Origin of the sequence: Pseudoflavonifractor sp. SW1122, assembly GCF_012027765.1 — a bacterium.
GTDB lineage: Bacteria > Bacillota > Clostridia > Oscillospirales > Oscillospiraceae > Enterenecus > Enterenecus faecium.
Genome location: NZ_SJOS01000014.1, coordinates 15170 through 35955 on the forward strand (window position 1 = coordinate 15170; position 20786 = coordinate 35955).

22 protein-coding genes are annotated in these 20786 nt (G+C 59.7%); 8 read left to right on the top strand and 14 right to left on the bottom strand.

What is annotated here, in order from left to right; all coding sequences use genetic code 11:
* Positions 1–60: 60 nt before the first annotated feature.
* Positions 61–939: a prephenate dehydrogenase gene (locus tag E0L15_RS05090; RefSeq protein ID WP_168124762.1), complete on the bottom strand. Its 879-nt coding sequence runs from the start codon at positions 937–939 to the stop codon at positions 61–63.
* Between the two features lie 173 nt (positions 940–1112).
* On the opposite strand from E0L15_RS05090, the gene E0L15_RS05095 reads away from it, so the two are divergent.
* A complete protein-coding gene (locus E0L15_RS05095) occupies positions 1113–1571 on the top strand; it encodes a PaaI family thioesterase (RefSeq protein WP_158099807.1) in 459 nt (152 codons plus the stop codon).
* Between the two features lie 86 nt (positions 1572–1657).
* Positions 1658–2251, top strand: a complete 594-nt coding sequence (locus E0L15_RS05100) for a TetR family transcriptional regulator (RefSeq protein ID WP_168124763.1) — start codon at positions 1658–1660, stop codon at positions 2249–2251.
* Between the two features lie 58 nt (positions 2252–2309).
* Here E0L15_RS05100 and E0L15_RS05105 read toward each other — a convergent pair whose 3' ends face one another.
* The 7 genes from E0L15_RS05105 to E0L15_RS05135 all read right to left on the bottom strand — a co-directional run bounded on the left by E0L15_RS05105 (position 2310) and on the right by E0L15_RS05135 (position 7019).
* Positions 2310–2873: a 3'-5' exonuclease gene (locus E0L15_RS05105; RefSeq protein WP_087370669.1), complete on the bottom strand. Its 564-nt coding sequence runs from the start codon at positions 2871–2873 to the stop codon at positions 2310–2312.
* 70 nt (positions 2874–2943) lie between these two features.
* Positions 2944–3297: an arsenate reductase family protein gene (locus E0L15_RS05110; protein WP_087228511.1), complete on the bottom strand. Its 354-nt coding sequence runs from the start codon at positions 3295–3297 to the stop codon at positions 2944–2946.
* Between the two features lie 15 nt (positions 3298–3312).
* Positions 3313–4080 (bottom strand): EFR1 family ferrodoxin, encoded by a 768-nt coding sequence (locus E0L15_RS05115; RefSeq protein WP_087228513.1) that lies wholly within the window; start codon positions 4078–4080, stop codon positions 3313–3315.
* A 155-nt stretch (positions 4081–4235) separates the two neighbouring features.
* On the bottom strand, positions 4236–5105 hold the full coding sequence (locus E0L15_RS05120; RefSeq protein ID WP_168124764.1) for an NAD(P)H-hydrate dehydratase: 870 nt from the start codon (positions 5103–5105) through the stop codon (positions 4236–4238).
* Positions 5102–5368: a cysteine-rich small domain-containing protein gene (locus tag E0L15_RS05125; RefSeq protein WP_087228517.1), complete on the bottom strand. Its 267-nt coding sequence runs from the start codon at positions 5366–5368 to the stop codon at positions 5102–5104. The genes E0L15_RS05120 and E0L15_RS05125 overlap by 4 nt, the downstream gene beginning before the upstream one ends.
* The gene (locus E0L15_RS05130) at positions 5365–6699 is read right to left on the bottom strand and encodes a DUF2812 domain-containing protein (protein WP_168124765.1); all 1335 of its coding nucleotides are present in this window, start codon (positions 6697–6699) and stop codon (positions 5365–5367) included. Before E0L15_RS05130 ends, E0L15_RS05125 begins: the two co-directional genes overlap by 4 nt.
* Complete coding sequence (locus E0L15_RS05135; protein ID WP_087228521.1) at positions 6696–7019, bottom strand: helix-turn-helix transcriptional regulator; 324 nt, start codon at positions 7017–7019, stop codon at positions 6696–6698. Before E0L15_RS05135 ends, E0L15_RS05130 begins: the two co-directional genes overlap by 4 nt.
* Before the next feature lie 165 nt (positions 7020–7184).
* Between E0L15_RS05135 and E0L15_RS05140 the strand changes: the two genes are divergently transcribed.
* From E0L15_RS05140 to E0L15_RS05165, 6 genes are all read left to right on the top strand, one after another.
* Positions 7185–7568, top strand: a complete 384-nt coding sequence (locus tag E0L15_RS05140; protein WP_168124766.1) for a GntR family transcriptional regulator — start codon at positions 7185–7187, stop codon at positions 7566–7568.
* Positions 7565–8287 carry a hypothetical protein gene (locus E0L15_RS05145; protein ID WP_168124767.1) on the top strand — a complete coding sequence of 241 codons (723 nt, stop codon included), beginning with the start codon at positions 7565–7567 and terminating at the stop codon, positions 8285–8287. Before E0L15_RS05140 ends, E0L15_RS05145 begins: the two co-directional genes overlap by 4 nt.
* Complete coding sequence (locus E0L15_RS05150) at positions 8284–8757, top strand: hypothetical protein (protein WP_168124768.1); 474 nt, start codon at positions 8284–8286, stop codon at positions 8755–8757. Before E0L15_RS05145 ends, E0L15_RS05150 begins: the two co-directional genes overlap by 4 nt.
* Before the next feature lie 13 nt (positions 8758–8770).
* Positions 8771–9526, top strand: a complete 756-nt coding sequence (locus E0L15_RS05155) for an ABC transporter ATP-binding protein (RefSeq protein ID WP_168124769.1) — start codon at positions 8771–8773, stop codon at positions 9524–9526.
* Positions 9511–10851 carry a hypothetical protein gene (locus E0L15_RS05160; RefSeq protein ID WP_168124770.1) on the top strand — a complete coding sequence of 447 codons (1341 nt, stop codon included), beginning with the start codon at positions 9511–9513 and terminating at the stop codon, positions 10849–10851. Before E0L15_RS05155 ends, E0L15_RS05160 begins: the two co-directional genes overlap by 16 nt.
* A gap of 102 nt (positions 10852–10953) precedes the next feature.
* Positions 10954–11331 carry a desulfoferrodoxin family protein gene (locus E0L15_RS05165; RefSeq protein ID WP_168124771.1) on the top strand — a complete coding sequence of 126 codons (378 nt, stop codon included), beginning with the start codon at positions 10954–10956 and terminating at the stop codon, positions 11329–11331.
* Between the two features lie 71 nt (positions 11332–11402).
* On the opposite strand, the gene E0L15_RS05170 is transcribed toward E0L15_RS05165, so the two are convergent.
* The 6 genes from E0L15_RS05170 to E0L15_RS05195 all read right to left on the bottom strand — a co-directional run bounded on the left by E0L15_RS05170 (position 11403) and on the right by E0L15_RS05195 (position 20750).
* Positions 11403–12677, bottom strand: a complete 1275-nt coding sequence (locus tag E0L15_RS05170; RefSeq protein WP_168124772.1) for an L-serine ammonia-lyase, iron-sulfur-dependent, subunit alpha — start codon at positions 12675–12677, stop codon at positions 11403–11405.
* A gap of 76 nt (positions 12678–12753) precedes the next feature.
* Positions 12754–14055, bottom strand: a complete 1302-nt coding sequence (locus E0L15_RS12335) for an ECF transporter S component (protein WP_243155389.1) — start codon at positions 14053–14055, stop codon at positions 12754–12756.
* On the bottom strand, positions 14037–15668 hold the full coding sequence (locus E0L15_RS05180; protein ID WP_168124773.1) for an ABC transporter ATP-binding protein: 1632 nt from the start codon (positions 15666–15668) through the stop codon (positions 14037–14039). The genes E0L15_RS12335 and E0L15_RS05180 overlap by 19 nt, the downstream gene beginning before the upstream one ends.
* Positions 15641–16531, bottom strand: coding sequence for an energy-coupling factor transporter transmembrane component T (locus E0L15_RS05185; RefSeq protein WP_168124774.1), 891 nt, complete (start codon positions 16529–16531; stop codon positions 15641–15643). Before E0L15_RS05185 ends, E0L15_RS05180 begins: the two co-directional genes overlap by 28 nt.
* A gap of 19 nt (positions 16532–16550) precedes the next feature.
* Positions 16551–17273 (bottom strand): DUF4430 domain-containing protein, encoded by a 723-nt coding sequence (locus E0L15_RS05190; protein ID WP_168124775.1) that lies wholly within the window; start codon positions 17271–17273, stop codon positions 16551–16553.
* Positions 17274–17300: 27 nt separating this feature from the next.
* Positions 17301–20750 carry an Ig-like domain-containing protein gene (locus E0L15_RS05195; RefSeq protein WP_168124776.1) on the bottom strand — a complete coding sequence of 1150 codons (3450 nt, stop codon included), beginning with the start codon at positions 20748–20750 and terminating at the stop codon, positions 17301–17303.
* Positions 20751–20786: the final 36 nt, after the last annotated feature.

Below are 20786 nucleotides of genomic sequence, written 5' to 3' on the forward strand. Positions count from 1 at the left end.
CACAGTGTACCATTATACCTCTCTTGCGTCAATGAATACCAGAAGATGCTAATCTTGCCGTCAGAATGAGTTGTGCACGTCGTCGCCTCGGGCCTGTTCCAGGTTCATTAGCTTCTTGCGGGCTGCCGAGTGGGTGAGCATGGCGGCCAACAGCTCGTTGTCCTGGGTCTCAATGGCCCGGCGGTAGGCGGCCAGGCGGCCCTCCAGCCGTTTCACCGTCCGGCTCAGAGCCTCCCGATTCAGAGAAAACAGCTGGGTCCACAGCGCCACATCCAGAGCTGCCACGCGGGTGCAGTCACGGAAGGAGCCGCCCTCAAAGCCCCGACAGGAGAACAGCTCCTCATCGTCGCACACCGACAGGGCTATGATATGCATCAGCTGGCTGGTGTAGGCAATCATCTCGTCATGGCGCTCCGGGGTGGTGCAGATGACATCCCGGAACTGACAGAACCGAGCCATGCGCTCCACCAGGTCCACGTGCTCCTGACGCACTCCCTCCGGAGGCGTCATGATAAAGTGGGTGTTTCGGAACAGCCCCGCCTCGGCGTTGTCAATGCCGGAGACCTCCTTACCCGCCATGGGGTGGCAGCCGATGAAGTCCACGTTGTCGGGCAGACACTGCGCTCCGTCCATAATGGCCCGCTTGATGCCGCACACGTCCACAATGACACTGCCCGGTTTAAAGTGGCTGCGGTGCTCCTCCAAAAAGGACACAATGCCCTGAGGGTCCTGGGCCAGAATCACCACGTCCGCCCCGGGAAGCTCTTCCGCTGCGTCATAGGTCACACGGTCCGCTGCGTGCCGCTCCACCGCCTTCTGATAGGTGGAGGCAGAGCGCACCACGCCCACCACCTCATAGTCCTCAAATCCCTGTAAGGCCATGGCCATGGACCCGCCAATCAGGCCCAATCCCACCACCACAATTCGTTTCTCTGCCATCGGTATTCCTTCCCTTCTGATGCGTCTTCCCCATGATGGGACCATGGGTGTTTTCTTTCTTTGCAGTTTAGCACTTTCAAGCGTCAAAGTCAATGGACAATCTCACTTGCACCTCACCGTTTCCTATGCTACTATATTTGTACCCGATTTTCATAGAAAAAGGAGCGTCTTTCATGGCTTTTCACATCACCACATCCGAATTTTCTCAGACCATCCAACAGGCTCTGGACACCCTGCACCCCAACTGTGATCCTGAAAAGCCAAATCTGCACCTGTGTCCCCGCCTCGTCTCCTGCGACGGTCCCTCCCTCTCCGTGGAGTTGGAGTACGACACCAAGGCCTGGACCTCCAATCCCATGGGTATTGTGCACGGCGGCGTGCTGGCCCTCATGCTGGACAACGCTATGGGCCTGACCTGCTACTGCATCTACGGCCACTTCACCCCCACCATCTCCATGAATCTCACCTATGCCCGGCCTGTGGCCCTCAACGAGACGGTTCGGCTGCGGGTCACCACCCTCTTGGCCGGCGGCACCACCGCCCAGCTCCAGGCCCAAATCTATCTTCCCGGACAAGAGGAGCGGGTTCTGGTCTCTGCCACTGGCGTGTACTGCTCCCGGACTCGCTCATAACGTCCCATGCTGGTTATTGACTTCTCTGCACTGTGGTGGTAACGTATTTGATAAGATTATGACCATTTGTTTCAGGAGCTCTTCATATGGACAAAGAACATACACAGGGAACGTCATCCCCAAAATCAGAGGCCACCAAACAGCTTCTCTCTGAAATCTCCTATCAGTTATTTAAGGAACAGGGCTTCGCCCAAGTGGGTGTGCGGGACATTGCCGCCAAGGCCGGTATGACCACCGGAGCCTTTTACTATTACTTTAAAAGCAAAGCCGATATCCTCAATCACCACGCCAACATGCGGGCCCGATGGCTGTTCCATCAGGTCCCGGGTATGCTGGAGGGGCTCTCTCCCCTGGAAAAGATCCGACAGTTTTTAGGCAGCTATCTGTGCGAGGTCTTTTTGGATGAGGGCTGGGAGCTGTGCGAAAGTCGCATGTTTGCCCGGTACTATGACAAGCGGGAGAGCTCGGGGCTGTCCTCCACCATCCGCCTATACTGCGAAGAAGCCAAAGAGCAGGGGCTCTTAATCCCCGACTGTGACGTGGACCAGATGGCCGGCGACCTGGTACTGGCGTGCCGGGGCGTGGAGTACGACTGGTGTCTGCGCCATGGCAGCTATAACATCCATCAGCGGATGTTCCGTCTGGTGGACATGGTACTCAGCCACTACAAAAAAGCTTAACCAAAATAGACAGCACCCTGTATCCAGGAGCAATCCGGATACGGGGTGCTGTTTCATACTATCTTCTTTTTTCTGTTCGGATGCGCTCCACGTCATAGGTACGCACAAACCCCGACACGTCCGCCCCGGTCTCCACACAGCGGAAGAAGATCTCCCCGCAAGCTCTGCTGTCGCTTCCGGCGTGGTGGTGGTCCAGCTCCAGGCCGAAGTAATCGCACAGGGTATTGAGCTTGTGGTTGGGGGACTGGGGAATGAGCCGACGGCTCATCTGACAGGTGCAGGCATAGGGCACCCGCTTATGCCAAGTCAGACCATAGTCCCGCAGGCACTTGGCCAACACCGACATGTCAAAGGGCGCATTATGGGCCACCAACATCCCCTGTTCCAAAATGGGACGTATGGTCTCCCACAGCTGGGGAAAGGTGGGCTCATGGGCCACCATCTCCGGGGTAATCCCGGTGAGCTCCACGTTGAAGGGCTCAAACTCTTCCTCCGGATTGACCAGGGAATAGAACTCCTCCACCACCTGTCCCCGCTCCATCACGGTAATACCAACCGCGCTCATACGGTCGTTGAGGGAGTTGGGGGTCTCTACATCAAAGGCAACAACTCTCTGGGACATCTCTCACAGGCCTCTCTTTATGTTTTTTCACTGCCGGCCATTCTACCACAGATTTTCCGTCCCGTCTACCTCACAGCTGTTCCTGCCACTGGGCTTCCCGGAATCCCACCAGCACAAATTTCTCTCCTATCACCAGGGGACGCTTGACCAGCATGCCGTCGCTGGCCAGCAGCTGATACTGCTCCTCCTCAGACATGGTGGGCAGGCGGTCTTTCAGCCCCAGGGCTTTGTAGGCCAGACCGGAGGTGTTGAAAAACTTCTTCAAAGGCAGGCCGCTCTTCTCATGCCACGCCTTCAACTCCTCCGCTGTGGGATTCTCCTCCTTGATGTTCCGGGCCTCATAGGCCACCCCCCGCTCATCCAGCCAGGCCTTGGCCTTTTTACAGGTGGTACAGGGGGGATATTGCAAAAATAAGACACTCATAGGTTATGCTCCTTTTTACTGGCTCTCCCGCCCCTGATACGGGGGACAGAGATACCGCTGTTTGTTTCGGGTGGCCTTTCCGTACTCAATGGCCTCCACGGGGCATTTGGAGATACAGGCCATGCAGTGGGTACACTGGGCGCCCCACACAGGCTTTCCGTTCTCCAGATGGATGTTGTTGAGGGGACACACATGTTGGCACTTGCCGCAAGAGATACAGGTGTCCTTGGCATAAAACTTCTTGGCCTTGGCATAGAAGCGGTAAAACGCCTGATTGACCACGCCAGATTTCAGGCCGTCCCACTTCCCAGTGGAAATAGGCGGGAAGGACTTGCCCTCCTCCATCCACTGTTCCCCCTGCTGCAATGTGGCCACCGCCTTTTGCCGCATGGTCTCAGCCTGGGCAGGGTCGGGGGGCGTAAACATCACCAGATAGTTATCCGGCATCACCACCGGCAAGGTCCCCCGATACGTCAGAGCCTTTCGCTGGCACAGTTCCTGGAGTTTGGGCTCTGCATTCCCCACCTCTCCACCGCAGGTCATGACGAAGTAGGCGTCCCGACTGCCGCTGAAATGGCCGCTGATGATAAAATCTTCCACAATTCTGGGAATCTGCCAGCAGTAGGTGGGCATGACAAACACCCAGGGCTTCTCTGATTGCAGCTCGGCTGCCACGCCGTGGCGAATATAGTAGAAGGTGTCCAGCAGGTCATCCTTTCGGTGGTCCGCCAGCCACTCCGCACAAAATTGGCTGTTTCCTGTGGCCGAAAAATAAACAATCATATTCTTTCCTCCAAGGGATCCTTCCCTTTCTCCTTACGCACACAGTAACCGAATTTGGCCCCGGTGTCAATGTTCCAAAGAGAAAAAACTACACATAAACTCCCTGTGAAACCATGTGAAATCTGTGCGTATCGGGAGGAATATTTCCGTTTCGTTCACAACTTGGCCTGGATATGGGTTTGCAGCACCCCTGCCACCGCCGCCAAAGTGTCATCGGGCAGCATTCCATACTCCCCATACTGGGCAGCGGCGGCGTCTCCCGCCGCCCCGTGGAGGTACACCGCCCAGGCCACCAGTTCCCCGGGACAGGAAACACATCCCGTCAGCTGTTTTTGACCCAGCAGCGAGGCAATCATCCCCGCCAGAATGTCCCCGCTGCCTCCCTTGGCCATACCGGGATTCCCGGTGGTGTTGCGCCACACCCTGCCCTGAGGGTCCACGGTGAGGGTCTCATGGCCCTTGAGCACCACCACGCAGCCCGTGTCCTGAGCCAGCTCAGCCGCCTGCTCCACCCGGTCGTTAAGCGGCAGCGAACATCCGGCTAAGCGGGCAAACTCTCCATCGTGGGGCGTGAGGACGGTGAGCCCCGTTCGGGTCCTGAGCCGTTGGGTCTGTCCTTCCAGGGCGTTGAGGCCGTCCGCATCCAGCACCAGCGGCCCCTCCACCTCTTCCATCAGGCGGAAAACGATCTGCTGGGCCCGTGGGCTGCGCCCCATCCCTGGGCCCGCCAGTACCACATCACAGCTACGGGCTCGCTCTACCAGTTGCTCCGTATCGTCGAGCAGCGGGAAGGGCATGGCGCTGGAGCACCGGGTGGCTACCATGGGATACACATCTCTGGGCACACCCAGATACACCAGACCTGCTCCACTGCGCAGTGCTCCCTGGGCGGCAAACACCGGAGCCCCGGTATACCCTTCACTGCCCGCCACAATCAGAAGCTTTCCGTAGTCCCCCTTGTGGCTGTCCCGCTCCCGCCGGGGCAGCCGGACCATCTCATTTGTCACCAATCGTTCTTCTCTCACGGCTTCTCTCCCCCTTCCATGAGCTTGCCCACGATATAGGAATAGTTCTCCCGTCGGTGCGGGAGAAGGCAGGCGCTGCAATCCTTTATACCTCCGGGGGTATAGGTGAAGTTTCCTCCGCACTTCTCCCCCATGAGATACAGGGGGCAGTAGCAGAACAGGCAGTTAAAATTCTCCGGGTTTTGGGTGGGATGACAGGGAAAGAACTCACAGCTGGTATGTGAGAAAAACTCATAGTTATGCAAAGGCTTATTATTACTCATTGTAGTCCCCCAAACATCTCGCCCACCAGCTGCATCTGCTCCTGGGTAGGCTCCCAGCCGAAGGCGATCTCCACCACACAGTCCTGGTAGCACAGCAGATAGGTCCGCAGGCGTACCCCATCCGTCTTTCTATATGCTTCCTGGGCCAGCCAAGGAGCGGCGTCTACCTGCTCATGGTCTGCCCACAGCATCTCATCCCGGCACAGGTCGTACAAAATGGGGAGTTTCACCAAGGTCACCGTATACATCACGGTGTCCATGTCCTCTTCCGGCCCGGTCTCTTCCTCCGTAATCTGCCAGCCCTGATACTGCCCTAGGACCAGAGATTCCTCCCCGTCCCGGCTGACCCAAAACTCCTGGTCCCCCACATCTCCCCGCAGCTGCTCCACCGTCAGGGGCAGCCCGTCGGGGAATTGGCTCCACCAGCTGTCTGCCGCCGTGGGGGAAAACCAATCCAGGCGCATATAGCCAAAGGTTATGACACTGGTATAGGCCATAATAAGGAAGAAGTACAACGCCGATGTCACCAGCTCATTGGTACCCCAGGATGCCTTTCGCCTTCTCAGCACATCCCGCATCCACAGCACCAAATTCCACCCGATTCCAAACGATAGCGCCGTAACGAGGAAAAACAGACGGGCATTGGCCCATGGTTTCAACACCAAGGTAGCCACAATTCCAGTAAGCCACAAGACGACATACGCCACTAGGACCCAACGGACGACCTTGCCCCACGGCCCAGTATCCAGCCACTCCCCCTGGGCCGCCAGCTTCTTGGCCTTCCGGTGCCACAGTTCATATGGGACCAATTCCGCTCCGATGGCCACAAAGAGCAAAAGGTCCTCCAGGACCCACTCCGCCCGAGTGGAGAGAACCCACAAAGGCAGCTCCAAAAAACTCCAAAGGTTGAGCAGCAGTATCGCCAGCGTCAGGCCAAAACAGACACGGTAGACCCTCAACGCCCCCTGTTTCAAGGCCCGGTGCATCCCCTCCACATAGGCCACCGGATCGGTCTCCATGGGCAGAGGGTGCGCCGACCAGTTATAAAACACCTGCATGGTGGGGGTCTCCACCGTCAGCTTCCACCCCGTGTGCTCCCCCAGCTCTGCCAGGTCCTCCACCTGTTGGCTGGGCTGGGGCTCATACGCATCCTGATCGAGATAGGTAACCCACACATGCGCGGTACGGGGTTCCACTCGCCGGAACGTCCACCAAATGCCAAAGACATTCTCCAGCACCCAGCCCTCCCGGGCTTGTTTCTCCAAATAGCGAATGGTCGCACCGGAATCGAAAAACGCCAATCGCTTCCAGGTTCGTTTCCGTGTTTTCATGAGCGCTCCTCCTCTCCCATGATCTGTCGGTAGTCCCGGGCCTGGGCACAGATGCGGGCATATTCCTGGTCCAACATCTCCTGCCCCTTGGGGGTGATGAGATAGCTGCGCCGCCGCCCCTCCACTCGGGTCTCCACAATGCATTCCGCCTCCAAAAACTGCTCCAACAGATTGTACAGCGTCCCCGACCCCACATGCACCCTGCCCTGGGTCATGGCAGGCACCTGGTCCAAAATGTCGATGCCGCACCGCTCCTGGCGTAGGCAGAGCAGCACATAAAACATCTGCTCGGACAGGGTCTGAAACTTGGCCCGTGCCATCCTCTCACCTCCTTATCTCGAACATCGAGATTCCTCACCCTCATTGTATTCTCGATGTTCGAGATTGTCAAGAAGATTCTACTTGACAGGAAACCGTACTACTCATATAATACAGTTAGAAAGTGTACTACACCAATAATACAGTTGGGAAGGAAGTGATACACCATGGTGCGCTTTGACGACCTGCGCCTCCGGGATGGGACCCCCATCTACCTACAGATTATGGAGCATCTGAAGGCGGGCATTGCCGCCGGAACCGTGCAGGATGGGGACGAGCTGCCCTCCCGGCGCACCCTCTCCGCCCTGCTGGGGGTCAACCCCAATACCATTCAAAAGGCCTTTCGTCTGCTGGAGGACGAGGGGCTCATCTCCTCCCGAACGGGAAGCAAGAGCTGTGTGTCTCTCTCCGATCAGCAGTCTCAGGCCATGCAGCAACAGCTGCCCAACACCCAGACCTTGGAGTATATCGAAAAAATGCGGGCCATGGGTCTCACCCGCAGCCAAACCGTCGCCCTCATTGAGACCCTATGGAAGGAGGATGTCCCATGAGAAAAACTGGTTCCCTTCTCTATCTCGCCGCTGCCGCCTCATTTGGCCGAGTGTTGATTATTCTGGCGGGAATGGCTGTGGTCCAGCTGGGGATAGCTGTGGGAATACCCCAGTTCTTCCCCCAAATCTACGACGCCCCCCATGTGTTTTCCCACTGGGCGTTTCGACTCCCCGCCGCGGCGGCCTTGATTCTGGTGATGTACACCCTGATGCGCTCCCATGGCAGCCGCCCCACTCAGACGAGCTACACCCTGATGCGTCTTCCTGTGTCCTATACGCAGGTGTTTCTCAGCTATCTTGTGTACGCCGTGGCGGTCCTGCTGCTGTGCTGGTTTGCCCAGCTGGCGGTGGTGGTGGCAGCCACCCAGCTGCTGGCCGCCCTGTACCCCACCTTTGACTGGGGGGAACAGATGCTCTTCCTCACCAGTGTTCAGAGCGGGTATGTCCACGTCCTGCTCCCCCTGCTGGATGGGTGGAGTTGGGCCAGTACCACCATGATCTATGTGGGTCTCGGATTCATCACTGCGGTGGGCATGGTGCGGAGCTGGCAGGGCAAGCTGCTGGTGTGGTCCTTCATCTTCCCCCTGGCCTTGTCCATCACACCTCTGGAGCTGAGAAGTCATTCCTGGTCCACCGTGATGGCAGTGCTGCTCGTTGTGGGCTGCTGTGTGGAAGGAGGCCTTCTGGTTTTGAATCTGCGGAAAGGGGTGGGAGAATGAAATGGAAGCGCTATCTCCCTGTGGAGGCCAATGCCACCGTCCTTCGCCGGGGTTTTGTGGCTCTAACTGCATTCTCTCTGGTGTGCAGCCTGTCCTTTTTCAACGCTTACGCCCGCGCCCTTCCAGGCATCGAGCAGATTGCCGTCTCATTCCCCGGTGTCCAAATGCCCCCCTTCTCCCTGCTGCTGGGGCCCAGCCTCTACGGCTTCTGGGTCTCCGCCCTAGCTATGGTGCCCCTGGCCGGGTACTTCTGGGCTCTGCACACCCGTCTGAGCCACAGTGTATACCTCATGCGGCGGCTCCCAAACCGCTGGGAGCTGGCCCGCCGCTGCCTCACCCTCCCTGTGTTGGCGGCACTGTTCTTCCTGGGTCTATCCCTGGCGCTGTGGCTGCTGGACTTCGCCATCTATTGGACTGTTACCCCGGACCGTTTTCTCCCCTCCTCCCTCTGGGAGGCCCTGTGGAGCTAAGGAGGTTATCGTCATGCTGCAACTGAACCTTGTAAGTAAGACCTATCATCTGACCACCCATGCCCTGCACCAGGTCAACCTCTCCATCGCCCCCGGCGAAATCGTAGGGCTGTTGGGGGAGAACGGAGCGGGCAAGACCACCCTGCTCAAGTGTATGCTTGGCCTATTGTCCTATCAGGGCTCCATCACCCTGGACGGGGTACCCATCGGCCGGGACAACATCGCCCGTCTCAGCTTTGCCACCTGCGAGCACTCCTTTTTCCCCACTCTCACCCCCCAGGAGCACCGGGTCTTCTACCGGGAGCACTTCCCCACCTGGCGGGATCAGCGGTTTGAAGCCCTCATGGACTTCTTCCGCCTGCCGGGAAACCGTCCCCTGCGTGCCATGTCTGTGGGCCAGCAAAACCAGGTGGAGGTGATTTTGGCTCTGTGCCAGGGGGCGGACTACATTCTCATGGATGAACCCTTTGCCGGAAACGATGTATTCAATCGAGAGGACTTCTACAAAGTGCTGCTGGGGATTCTGGAACCCACCGAAACGGTCATCCTCTCCACCCACCTGCTCTCCGAGATCAACCACTTTGTCAGCCGGGCGGTGCTGCTGTGGGATGGTCAGATTGTGGGGGACGTCTCCACCGCCGACCTGGATGAACAGGGATTGACCGTTCTGGACTATGTGAAAGAGAAGTACCACTATCAAACGGATCGGGTGAGCAACGCTCTTTCCCAGCTCAGCGGAGAGGAGGATGACCTATGCGGAAATCGTTAGCGGCTTTTGGCCTGGTATTTGCCCTGTTGGCTGGATTCTTCGGCTACACAGTAGTGGAGGCCCTGGATGCCCAGGACGCTGTGTCCTTCACCGTGGAACAGCAGATAGGGGACCCTGCTGCTGCCCAAGGAGTCCAGTTAAACATTCCTACCGTTCAAAATTATGATATGGCCTGGGACACCACGCTAACCTTGGGCTCTACCCCCACCTGGAGCACAGACTATCGCTATGACCCCGGAAATATCAGCTGGTATACACCTCAAGATAGTTCTCCTATGCTGTCCATTGCTGTGGGAGACACCTCCATGTTCTATATTTCCGGTGACGATTGGTCCACCAACGTCATCGGCCAAGCCTATCGCGAGATCATTGAAGACGTGTCCAGCCGAGCCCCTGCCAAGGGAAGCTACTCTGAAACCGTAGTACTGAGCGACTATCTGGATTATTATCCTGTGATTTTGTCTGATATCCCCCTGCCCGACTCTTACAGTTCCGGCTGGGAAACCTGGGATTTGACCCAAGCCCTCCGCATTCCTGTGGGCCAGGGAGATACCATACAAGTGGATTTGGAACTGGACCAGAATTTTGTCATCTCCTCTATTTACCTCTCCACGCCTCAGGCTCCCTCTCTATACAGCGAAGCAATCCTATCCAACGGCTATTATTATGTGCTTTTTAGCCCCGAACAACAGGATGGCACTCCGGTATCGGGTGCCTCTTCCTATGGGCTATACCGCATCCCCGCCTCTGGCGGCCAGGCTTTAGCTGCTCAAAACTGCACCCTGTGCTACCAAACCAGCGGCAAACCCCAACACCTGGCTTTGTCAGACGGCGGATACCACCTTCTCCTCATGGAGAACCTGGCGGAAAACAACTATCAATTTCTTCTTCTGGACACCCTCACCTATCAGCCGCTGCAGGAGATCCCCATCCAACTCCCAGATGAAAACCATACCTTTATCATCCAAGATTCGTATCTGGGGGTACTGTCCTTATCCGACGATTATCCCGCCCCGCTGGTTCAATCCCTGAAGCTGTGGGCCAAAAATGACTTTGGCCTGTATGTACCCGTATTGGACTGCGACCTGACCCAGGCTCAATTTCCCCTCGGTGTATCGTTCCAAACACACTACGATGGAGAGCGCCTGGTGATGGCCTCCTACCTTCAGACCTCTCCCTCTGGCTATATGGTCACTCCATCTGTGTCGATAGCAGTATGTAACTCGGACGGCCTGGCGTATTCTGCCCGCTTTATCCACAGCCAGAGCATCACAGGATTGATTCAGGTCCAGGACTATCGGCTCACCCTGACTCCGGTGTCCTGAAAAAATTTCCCCACACCGCTGTTTTTCTTCGGCAAGACGTGGTATAATAACAGCGGTACCAAAGGCACCCAATATACATGAATCGGAACAGGAGGTTTTCCCATGAACACTCGATTCCTGCGCTGCAAGCACTGCGGCAACATTGTCGGCGTCATCCACGATGCTGGTGTCCCCATCTTCTGCTGCGGACAGCCCATGGAGGAGCTGACCCCCAACACCGTAGAGGCCAGCGGCGAGAAGCATGTGCCCGTAGCCAATGTGGAAAACGGCGTTCTCACCGTCCAGGTGGGTTCTGTGGAGCATCCCATGGCCCCTGAGCACTTCATCATGTGGATCTATGTAAAAACCGAGAACGGCGGCCACCGCATCCAGCTCAAGCCCGGCGACACCCCCCGCGCCGTGTTCCATCTGGGTGACGAGAAGCCTGTGGCTGTGTACGCCTACTGCAACCTCCACGGCCTGTGGATGACCGAACTGTAACAGATACTCTCCCCCCTTAGATAAAAGAAGCGTGGACTGGCAGTTTCCTGCTGGTCCACGCTTCTTTTTTATCATTGTCCCGTCATAATCCGCAGGATTTCCCGGTCTGTCTCCCGCATACCCAGGCGCCCCAGGCGGGCCACCATGTTCAGAGTGTTCTCCACTCCTTTTTTCACAATGCCGTCCCCATCGTAAAACTCGTGTCCGGCCTTGTACATCTCATAGCCCATCAGCCCCGCCTCCAAGGCCAGAGAGATTTTCGCCGCACAGGAGGCCTTGGCCCCGTCGCACACCATGCCGGACACCACAGCCAGAGAATTGACCAGGGTGTGGGCCACCCCGTCCAGGCCCATGCCGTCCAGATAGGCAATGGCGGCGGCAGCGGCACAGGCCGCATTCACCGCCCCGCAAAAGGCGGACAGGCGGCCCAGGTTGGTCTTTTGGTGGACGGTGAGCAGATTGGATACCACCATGGCCCGGTACATCCGCTCCTCCCCAATGCCCTTCATGGCCGCATATTCCATCACAGGCAGGGAGGCGGTGAGGCCCTGGTTTCCACTGCCCGAGACAATGACCACCGGCAACTCGCAGCCGCTCATACGGGCGTCAGACCCGGCCGCCGCCCGGGCACGCAATCGAGCTTTCCAGTCGTTTCCCGCCTGGGCCATCAGCTCTTTTCCGATCATGGCCCCGTAACAGCCCTCCAGTCCCTCCTGGGAGATGGCCCAGTTCAGCTGGGCCTGCTGCTGGATGGGCTGGCGGATGTCCTCCAGGTCCACGCTGTCGGCGAAGTCCAAAATGCCCTCCACCGTGAGCAGCTGCTGCAAGGGGTTTTCCTGCATTCCTTGGGGGACCTCCCGCTCTTGCAGAACCTCCCCGTTGCGGCTGACATGCACCAGGTTGGTGTGCTGGTCCACCATCCGCACTCGGGCCACATCGTCTCCCGTTCGGACCTCCACCAGGATGTCAAAGGGGTGGGTGGTGTCCAGAGGCAAAATGGTCACCCGCTCCTGGGCCAGATATTCCTCCACCGCCTCCATATCCTGATCGGTCACATGGGCGATGCACTCCAGCTGGGCCTGGGCCTGGGCGGCCACGGTTCCCACCGCTGCCGCCACCTCCAGGCCACGTCTGCCCCCGGTGTTGGGCACCACCACGCTCTTGACATTCTTAATGATGTTGCCGCTGACGTGGAGCTTCACCTGCTGGGGCAGCTTCCCCAGGGTCTGGCGAGCCACCGCACAGGCATAGGCCACCGCAATGGGCTCGGTACACCCCATGGCGGGCTTTAATTCCTCTCGGAGGATTTGCACATACGCTTGATATCTCTCATCGGTCCGTTGCATGGAGCTGTCTCTCCTTATCTGGTGTTTTTCTTCATTCTACCACAGGTCCCGCTCCACAGGAAGGGGCATTTCCCAATCACTCCATCAGCAGGCCGTACTTCTTGCGCATGCGTCGAATCTTTTTCAGCATGGGCTTGGCACAGAGCGATAAAAACACCACGGTGGACACCCCGTGGGTGATGTTCACGGGCACCCCTGCCACGTAGCAGGCCAGCACCGACTGCCAGGTCAGCCCCTCCAACACAGATAGGGCGGTGGAGGTGTCCAGCAACAGGCCGTAAATGACCACCGTGGCCAAAAAACCATATACGCACACCCCCACCAGAGGAACATTCCCCCGCCGCATCCGCTTTTCAAAGAGCAGCCCCGCTAAAAAGCCTATGACGCCAAAGGCAAACATCTGCCAAGGGGTCCAAGGCCCCTGCCCAAAGAAAAAGTTGGACACAAACCCGGTCATGGCTCCCGTGAGGAATCCCGCCTCTGCCCCCAGCCCAATGCCCGCCACGATCACCAAGGCAGTCACCGGTTTGAAATGGGGGAGCATGAAAAACACCGCCCGCCCTGCCGTGGCGATGACCACCAGAGAGGAGATGAGCACCAATTCCCTGGCCTGGGGTCGGCGGTCCTCAAAGGCAGCAAAGAATGGGAGCATCGCCGCCACAATGACACAGATAGAGATAAAATAGTAGCTACGCCCCTTCAAAAACACAATGCCAAAGGCGATAAGCAGCGGGATGAGCACCAAAATCACCCCAGCGGCCAACCTGGTCCGCCGTCCCATGCCCCGGACGGTGGGCACCGAGGCCAACTCCACCCGCTGGGTGTTCAGCAGCCGCCCCGCTCCCAAAAGAAGGGCCAACCCTGCCGCCCCTTGGCCGCAGGCAAACCCGGTCAGCTGCATGTGGCTGAACACCGTCAGGTCCCAGAAGGTGTTTCCCTGGCCCAGAGCGGCGTTGAGTATCTCACTCAGGCGGACGAGCACCACCGCCGCCCCCGCCACTGAGAGCAGGGCCAGGAGGGCAGATAGCCGCACCGCCGCCGTGGCGCATTTCTTGCGCCGCCAAGCTAGCACAGCGGCGAGGAGCAGCGCAGGAATGGACAGCCCCGCTGCCAACTGGGTAACCCTCAGTCCCACCAGCGTCCCCCCGTCCAGGGTCAGCAGCTCCGGGGCCTGCACCAGGTACAGCTGTCGGGCCAACTCCACGCTCTCCCCTACCCGCCACAGGGTGAACTGGTCGGTCAGGCCCTGATAGGCCAGCTCCGGGATAGAAAACCAGGGGGCAAAGGCCGCATTGGCCGCCATGGCCACACACAGCCATACCGCCACCATCACCCAGCTGTCCGCCCCGGTGCCCGTCTTCACTTTGTCTGTGTACATGCCCGCACCACATCCTCCACCGTCACCGCCTGGGGAAAGACCTCCCGTGCCATCTGATTGGCGGCGGTGGTGTAAAAATGATTGCCCAAGAAGAAGTCCCGGGCGGGCTTCTGGCACACCAGCTGGCCCCGGAACAGTAGCCCGCAGGTATCCGCATAGGCGGCGCAGAACTCCACATCGTGGGAGACCATGAACACCGTCTTGCCCTGTTCGGTAAGCGCTCCCAGCACCTGGGCCAAGGTCTGTTTATAGCACCCGTCCAGCCCCTTGGTGGGCTCGTCCAACAGGAGAATCTCTGGGTCCAGCAGCAGCACCTTGGCCAGAGCCGCCCGCTGCTGCTCTCCCCCGGACAAATCATAGGGGTGCTGACCCAGCAGGCCCTCCAGCTGGGTCACACGGATGGCCTGGGCCAAGCGCTCCTCCCGCTCCGTTCTGGACAGGGGCAGCTCTTCCAGCAGCTCCTCCAGGTCCGCCCTCACCGTGTCCTGGACAAAGAGGCACTGGGGATTCTGAGGCAGAACCCCCAGCACACCCCGCTTTCTCACCTGGCCGCCGATGCGGATTTGGCCCCGATAGGGCCGATGTTCCCCAGAGAAGAGGGAGAGGGCCGTGGTCTTGCCCCCTCCGTTGCCACCCATGAGGGCGTACAGCTGCCCTCTGGGCACCTGGAGGTTGAGCCCCTGGAGCACATCCGCCCCGTGGCGGTCGTAGCGGAACCACACCTCCCGGGCCTCCAGGGCCAAATCCCTGGGAGCGGGCTGGGCGGGGGTCTCTACGGGGAGCTTGGGCTTGTCCCGGTACTGCTCCAGCCAGGTCCGCCCCTCCTTCACTGTCATGGGGCAGGCCTCTCCCCCCTCCACCCGGTTGTAAATCTGCATGGGCACCGGGCAGCACATCCCCAGGGGGTGTTGGGCCAGAGCCTGTCCCACCTGCCGGGGAGTGCCGTTACAGAGGACTTTGCCCTCCTCCAGCACCACCACCCGGTCCGCCATGGGGAACACCTGGTCCAGGCGGTGCTCCACCACCACCACGGTCAGCCCCAGCTGCTGGTTGAGCCGCTGGAGGGTGTGGAGAAAGTCGGTGGCCGCCATGGGGTCCAACTGGGAGGTGGGCTCGTCCAGCACCAGCACCTGGGGGTGCATGGCCATCACCGAGGCCAGGTTGAGAAGCTGTTGTTCCCCGCCGGACAACTCCTCCACCTTCCGGTCAAACCAGCCCTGGAGGCCAAAATAGCTGGCCATCTCCGCCACCCGAAGCCGCATGTCGCCCAGCTCCAGCCCCAGGTTCTCCAGGCCGAAGGCCATCTCGTGCCATACCTTATCGGTGACCATCTGCTGCTGGGGATTTTGCATCACAAAGCCAATCTCCCCCGCCTGGGTGCGCAGGTCCACCTGGTGCAGCGGAGTACCCTTGTAGAAGATCTCTCCGGTCCGGGTTCCGTGAGGGGTCAGGGCGCTTTTGAACTGGCGGATGAGGGTGGATTTTCCACACCCGGACCGCCCGCAGATCACCACGAATTCCCCTGCCCCAATTTGGAGGTTCACCTCTCGCAGCGCGGGGACTGACGCGTCGGGATAGGAGAAGGTCAGATTTTGCACATCCAATAACGCCATTTCAAATCCTCCACCAAGTTGAGTATCAAAGGCAGGGCGCACAGCACCCCGTAGAGGGTATAGCACACACAGGCCGGGACGGTGGCCCCGTGTAGCCGCCACACCGGGAAATACAGCATGTTCAGCTGTCCTGTGACCACCCCCGCCACCACACAGCCAAAGCACAGGGCCATGCCTGCCGCCAAGGCGGTGGAACGCCCATCCCATCGGAAGGGGTGGTATAGGGTGCGCCCCCGCAGGCCATAGCCCCGGGCCCGCATGGAGTCAGCGGTGTCCACCGAGTGTTCCAAAGACCATGTGACTAGGATGGACAGCACCCGCACCCCCTTTTTCAGCCGTTGCCATGGGGTGCCCTCCCCCACGTCCCGGCCCACGCACCGCTGGGCTGCCATCACCCGCTTGGCCTGGGTCAAAAACAGGGGAAGAAAGCGCAGCACCATGGAGAAGATGAGGGCTAGGGCGGGAAAGCCCTTACCAAAGAGGTACACCACCTTGTCCTCCGTCATCACGTCCTGCCAGGTGGCACACCACAAGATCACCACCCCCATCATCCCCCCGGTGCATAACCCGTACACCACAGACTCCAGGGTCACCGGGTTCCCCGAGGGCAGATAACCCAGAATGGTGAGGCCCTGGTGGGAGAAGAGGGGATTGATCACCGCCGAGAGCACCACCACCGGAAGGGCCAGCAGGCACACCCGAAGAAGCCCCATCCCGCCCCGCAGGCGGAACAGATAGGCAGCGGCGGCGACTCCCGACAATACCAACAGCACCGGGTGCATATAAAAGAGGGTAACCCCCAGCACCATAAGGTAAAAGATGAAATTGATACCCGGATGACAGCGGGAAAACTCGTCCTTCACGCCGCCCAATCCTCCTCTCTTACAAATCAAAGCCCAGATCGCAGGTGTACTTAAACTCGATGACGTCCCCGTTCTTCACCGTGTACTTGCTCACTCCGTAGTTGGGCTTCACCCCGTTGACGTAGTACATCCAGCCAGACCCGGCTCCACAGTCGAACTCATAGAGGTTGTTGATGCCCTCAATGTAATGGCTGCCAAAGCCGGGGGTGTACTCATACTCCATGTGGATGCCATAGGTCTGGGTGGCTCGGAGGAGCACGTCAAACACCGACTCCCCCTCCTCAAAGGAGATGGCCTTGCGGGACAAAATCACCCCGTCCGAGGGCACCAAACTCTCCTTCCCTGGGGTTAAGTCCTCCATACGGCCCAAAATGGTCTTGCACTCAATGGAGAGATAGCAGGTGTTGACCTTGGGCGTGGGGGTCGGTTTGGGGGTGGGAGCAGGCGTGGCCTTCACCGCCGGCTTCTGAGTGGGCTTGGGGGTCGGCGCCGGAGTGGCTGCCGCTGTAGACGACTCCCCCCGGTCCTGACTCTGGGCGGGCTGCTGGGTCGCCGCCGGGGCCTCACTGGCCTGGGGTTCCCCAGAGGGCTGCTCGCTGGGGGCGAGGCTCTCCTCCACCCCCACGGTGGGGGACACTGTGGGGGTGACCACAGCGCCCTGCTCCCCCGTGTTTCCACAGGCCGCCAAAGTCAGCAGCAGCAACAGGGAAAACAGGCACATCCATCGTTTCAAATGCTTCATAGGCTCTCCTCATACGCCGGAGGCTTTTTAGCCCCGGCTCTTTCTCTTATGGTCGGTCCAAACAGCGGCACACAGCCCCGCTGCGCTCATGCCCAGAATCACCAGAGATTCCACCAGGGGGCTGGCATCTCCGGTCTGGGGCACCTGGGAGTCCTCCTCCCCGCTGCCCGGATTCTCTCCGCTGCCTCCATCCTCTGTGGGGGGCGCGGGGGTCCACTGGGTCAGGTCAAAGAGGGTGTTCTCCCCTGCCACAAAGCGGCGGTAGGCCTCCAGGGCGTAGCCGATCTGTACCGTGCCCATGCCGTCGGGCTGGTCACTGCTCATAAAGGTGGTAAAGCCGGACTCCCGCTTGAACTGGTCCAGCTTGGTGACCAGATTGTAGTTGCCGTGGGTGAACCCGTTGTCCGGGTCCAGGGGGTCGATACCCGCCACCGCCAGGGCGGTGAGCACCTGGGCGGCGGTACAGCCGTTGTCGTCTCCCTCATTGATGTAGCCGCAGTCGCTGGTCATCTGGCTGCGCAGGTACTCCAGGGCGCGGTCAAAGGCCAGGCCAACTTGCTCCATGTCCCGGTAGGGGGCCAGGGCCTGGAGGGTCATGGCGGTGACGTCCACGCTCACCGTGTCCGCCGAGGACAGGCCAAACCCGCCGTTGGCATTTTGGAAGGTGAGAAGTTTCTCAATGAGGGTCTCCCGGGTCCACCGGGCATCCTGGGGCACCTCATAGTCCTTGGTATCCAGGGCCAACAGGGTGTAACTCATCATGTTGGAGGTCATGCGGTCCAGATTGGGGTAGTTGTACAGGGTCTCAATGAGGTCCACCCCCGCCACATCGGTGGGGTCCTTCCCCACGGCCAGCAGCGCCACCACCACGCGGAAGTAGTCGGTGGGCAGCATTCTCCCGCCGCTTTCCAGCTGCTGGGTGATACTGGCGTAGTAGCTGTCCAAATCGCTCTGGCTGAGGCTGGCCCCGGCCCGGAGCAGCGTAAACAGGCTCCACTCGGCCCCATAGGTGTAGTTCCCCTCCAGCTGGCTGTCCAGGTAGGACAGAGCGTGGCGGATGTTGCCCGTGACATATCGGTCAAAGTCCAGGTCCTCCACAGCGTCCGGCTGGGTCACCGTCACGGTGAACTGGATGGGCTTGGCTCCCTTGGTGTCGTCCAGGGGAGTGCCCGTCACCGTCACCGTGCCCTGCTCCAGGGCGGACAGGGTGTGAGTGGTGGTCATGGTGCCGGGGGTGCTGGTGACATAGTCGTTGACCTTCACAATTCCTTCCTGGCTGTAGGTCCAGGTAAACCGCTGGTTGGTGGCGTTGGAAGGAGTCACCAGCAGGTCCAGGTTCATGGACTCATACTGGGCCAGAGTGAGGGCGGTCTCCTCCATCTCCACCTTCTCCAGGGGGTATTTATACTCAAAGCGAATGGTGAGGTCCTGGGTGGCTGCGGGGTTGTCCACGCTGGTGACGGTAAACCGGGCCGTGCCCGCCTTCTTGGGAACAATGCCGTTGCCGTAGGTGGCCTGGAACTCCGCCACATCCGGGTCGTGGGACACCCACACCACGTCCTTGACGGTGGCGTTGTGGGGCTCAATGTTGATCTCATACCGCCGTTCCGGGTCGGTATCATGGGAGGTAATGCCCACGTACTGGTTGCCCAGGCCGTTCCACCCCTCAATGTAGAACACCTCAGGATAGGTCACCGTCAGACCGATCACGTCAATGCGCTGGGCGGTGGCCTGGAAACTCACGGTGACCTGGGGGCTATCCGCCAGGGACACGGTAAAGGTGTGCATGGACTGGTCCTCGGCAAAGAACTCCAGGCCGTTCTCCCCATCCAGGGTATAGATATAGGAGCCCTCAGTGGAGGTCATCTCCAGAGCCTGATTGGGGATGGTGATGTACACCCCGTCCAGGCAGCCCTTCACCGTCAGCTGCTGGGGCTGGGTGCCGCTCAAATGGAGGGGCTCCTCCCCGGTGACAGGCCAGCCATCCTGGTACAGCTTCAGGTCGGTGACCTGGGTGGGCACCACCTTCAAGGTGAAGGTGGCCAGCTCCTGAGCCACATACCAGTCGGGGTTCTTGTCGTAGACATGGGCCTGATATTCGCCCACCGAAGGATAAAACTTACCGCCGGAGGAAATGTGGATGGTGGAGGACTCCGAGCCTCCGTTCTGCTGGCTGCAGCTCCAATAGGTGCTCTGTCCCTCGGCTACGCCCTCCAGCACAAACCGCCCCTCATCCAACGCGGAGAGGGTGAAGGTGTGGGTGTCGTCCCACTGGGTGATGCGCCCGTCCGTGTGGTAAAACACCACCGTGGGAGTGGTGGGCACTTCTCGGGGGGTAACGGTGACGGTGCACACGGCACTACAGCTGCCAGCCGTCACCGTAATTTGAGCGCTTCCCGCCTGGTGGGCCACCACCAGGCCGCTGTCATCCACGCTGACCACGTCGGGGTTGCTGCTCTGCCACACCACAGCGTCGGTGGAGTCGGCCGGGGTTACCGTGGCGGTGAGCCGCACCCCCTGGCCCTCCTCCAGGTCCAGCTTGGTCTCACTCAGGGTAACGGACTGGGCGGCAATGCCCGTCACGGTCACCATCACCGTGGCCTTCACCGTCTCGTTGGCCTGGGCGGTGATGACGGCGGTGCCCTCTCCCACAGCCCGGACCACGCCCTGATCGGTGACCTGGGCCACATGGGTGTCCTCACTGTACCACACCACGGTGTCGTTGCTCTCCTCCGGGGTCACCGTGGCGGTGAGGGCCTGGGTCTGTCCCACCATCAGGGTCACTTCCCCGGGGGTCACGGTGATGTCGGTGGCGGGGACCTTCTGGGCCAGCAGTTGGGAGACAATCTGGGTCTGCTCATTCACCTGCTCCTGGGTGGCCGTCCCATCCACCGCCACCTGCAACGCCTGCTCATAGACCTGGGCGTTGGCATCAATCTGGGCCTGGGTCAGCTGGGCCAGGCTGGACACCAGCTTGTCCTTGTTGATCCCCAGAGCACCCTGTCCGCCCCCTGCGGCAGGCGGGATGTAGTCGGGGGTGCCCTGGGCGCTGTCCTGAACGTAAATGAGGCGAATCACTTCTCCCGCCTGCACCTGGTACTTGTTGCCCACCTTGACGCTGTCCACAAAGGGCCACCAGGCTTTTTCACCCCAGTTCACCTCACCCACCGCTGGGCCATCGTTTGGGGTGACAGTAAAGCCGTATAGGGTGCTGTAGGTCACACTGCCCCGGTCCTGATAGCCTCGTTGCAGCACGTCCACCAGGATATCTCCCTCCTCCAACTCCACCTGGGTGGGAGGCAGATAGTACATGGTGTGGCCACTCTCGTCGGCGTACTCCATGGTCACCGTCACGGTCTGCACTCCGCTCCGGCTGGTGTTCAGGGCCAACGCCCCGGACACCAGGGTCCACACCATGGCCAGGGTCAGCAGCAGACTCAGCCACCGCCGCCCCCTTCTTCTCGCTTCTGCTCTCATGTTCTCAAGTCCTTTCCTGGGAAATGAATATCAAAA

What these genes read in the sequence shown, in the direction of transcription:
- E0L15_RS05090 (WP_168124762.1), bottom strand. Translation starts at nt 939, where the DNA reads ATGGCAGAGAAACGAATTGTGGTGGTGGGATTGGGCCTGATTGGCGGG.
- E0L15_RS05095 (WP_158099807.1), top strand. Translation starts at nt 1,113, where the DNA reads ATGGCTTTTCACATCACCACATCCGAATTTTCTCAGACCATCCAACAG.
- E0L15_RS05100 (WP_168124763.1), top strand. Translation starts at nt 1,658, where the DNA reads ATGGACAAAGAACATACACAGGGAACGTCATCCCCAAAATCAGAGGCC.
- E0L15_RS05105 (WP_087370669.1), bottom strand. Translation starts at nt 2,873, where the DNA reads ATGTCCCAGAGAGTTGTTGCCTTTGATGTAGAGACCCCCAACTCCCTC.
- E0L15_RS05110 (WP_087228511.1), bottom strand. Translation starts at nt 3,297, where the DNA reads ATGAGTGTCTTATTTTTGCAATATCCCCCCTGTACCACCTGTAAAAAG.
- E0L15_RS05115 (WP_087228513.1), bottom strand. Translation starts at nt 4,080, where the DNA reads ATGATTGTTTATTTTTCGGCCACAGGAAACAGCCAATTTTGTGCGGAG.
- E0L15_RS05125 (WP_087228517.1), bottom strand. Translation starts at nt 5,368, where the DNA reads ATGAGTAATAATAAGCCTTTGCATAACTATGAGTTTTTCTCACATACC.
- E0L15_RS05130 (WP_168124765.1), bottom strand. Translation starts at nt 6,699, where the DNA reads ATGAAAACACGGAAACGAACCTGGAAGCGATTGGCGTTTTTCGATTCC.
- E0L15_RS05135 (WP_087228521.1), bottom strand. Translation starts at nt 7,019, where the DNA reads ATGGCACGGGCCAAGTTTCAGACCCTGTCCGAGCAGATGTTTTATGTG.
- E0L15_RS05140 (WP_168124766.1), top strand. Translation starts at nt 7,185, where the DNA reads ATGGTGCGCTTTGACGACCTGCGCCTCCGGGATGGGACCCCCATCTAC.
- E0L15_RS05145 (WP_168124767.1), top strand. Translation starts at nt 7,565, where the DNA reads ATGAGAAAAACTGGTTCCCTTCTCTATCTCGCCGCTGCCGCCTCATTT.
- E0L15_RS05150 (WP_168124768.1), top strand. Translation starts at nt 8,284, where the DNA reads ATGAAATGGAAGCGCTATCTCCCTGTGGAGGCCAATGCCACCGTCCTT.
- E0L15_RS05155 (WP_168124769.1), top strand. Translation starts at nt 8,771, where the DNA reads ATGCTGCAACTGAACCTTGTAAGTAAGACCTATCATCTGACCACCCAT.
- E0L15_RS05160 (WP_168124770.1), top strand. Translation starts at nt 9,511, where the DNA reads ATGCGGAAATCGTTAGCGGCTTTTGGCCTGGTATTTGCCCTGTTGGCT.
- E0L15_RS05165 (WP_168124771.1), top strand. Translation starts at nt 10,954, where the DNA reads ATGAACACTCGATTCCTGCGCTGCAAGCACTGCGGCAACATTGTCGGC.
- E0L15_RS05170 (WP_168124772.1), bottom strand. Translation starts at nt 12,677, where the DNA reads ATGCAACGGACCGATGAGAGATATCAAGCGTATGTGCAAATCCTCCGA.
- E0L15_RS12335 (WP_243155389.1), bottom strand. Translation starts at nt 14,055, where the DNA reads ATGTACACAGACAAAGTGAAGACGGGCACCGGGGCGGACAGCTGGGTG.
- E0L15_RS05180 (WP_168124773.1), bottom strand. Translation starts at nt 15,668, where the DNA reads ATGGCGTTATTGGATGTGCAAAATCTGACCTTCTCCTATCCCGACGCG.
- E0L15_RS05190 (WP_168124775.1), bottom strand. Translation starts at nt 17,273, where the DNA reads ATGAAGCATTTGAAACGATGGATGTGCCTGTTTTCCCTGTTGCTGCTG.
- E0L15_RS05195 (WP_168124776.1), bottom strand. Translation starts at nt 20,750, where the DNA reads ATGAGAGCAGAAGCGAGAAGAAGGGGGCGGCGGTGGCTGAGTCTGCTG.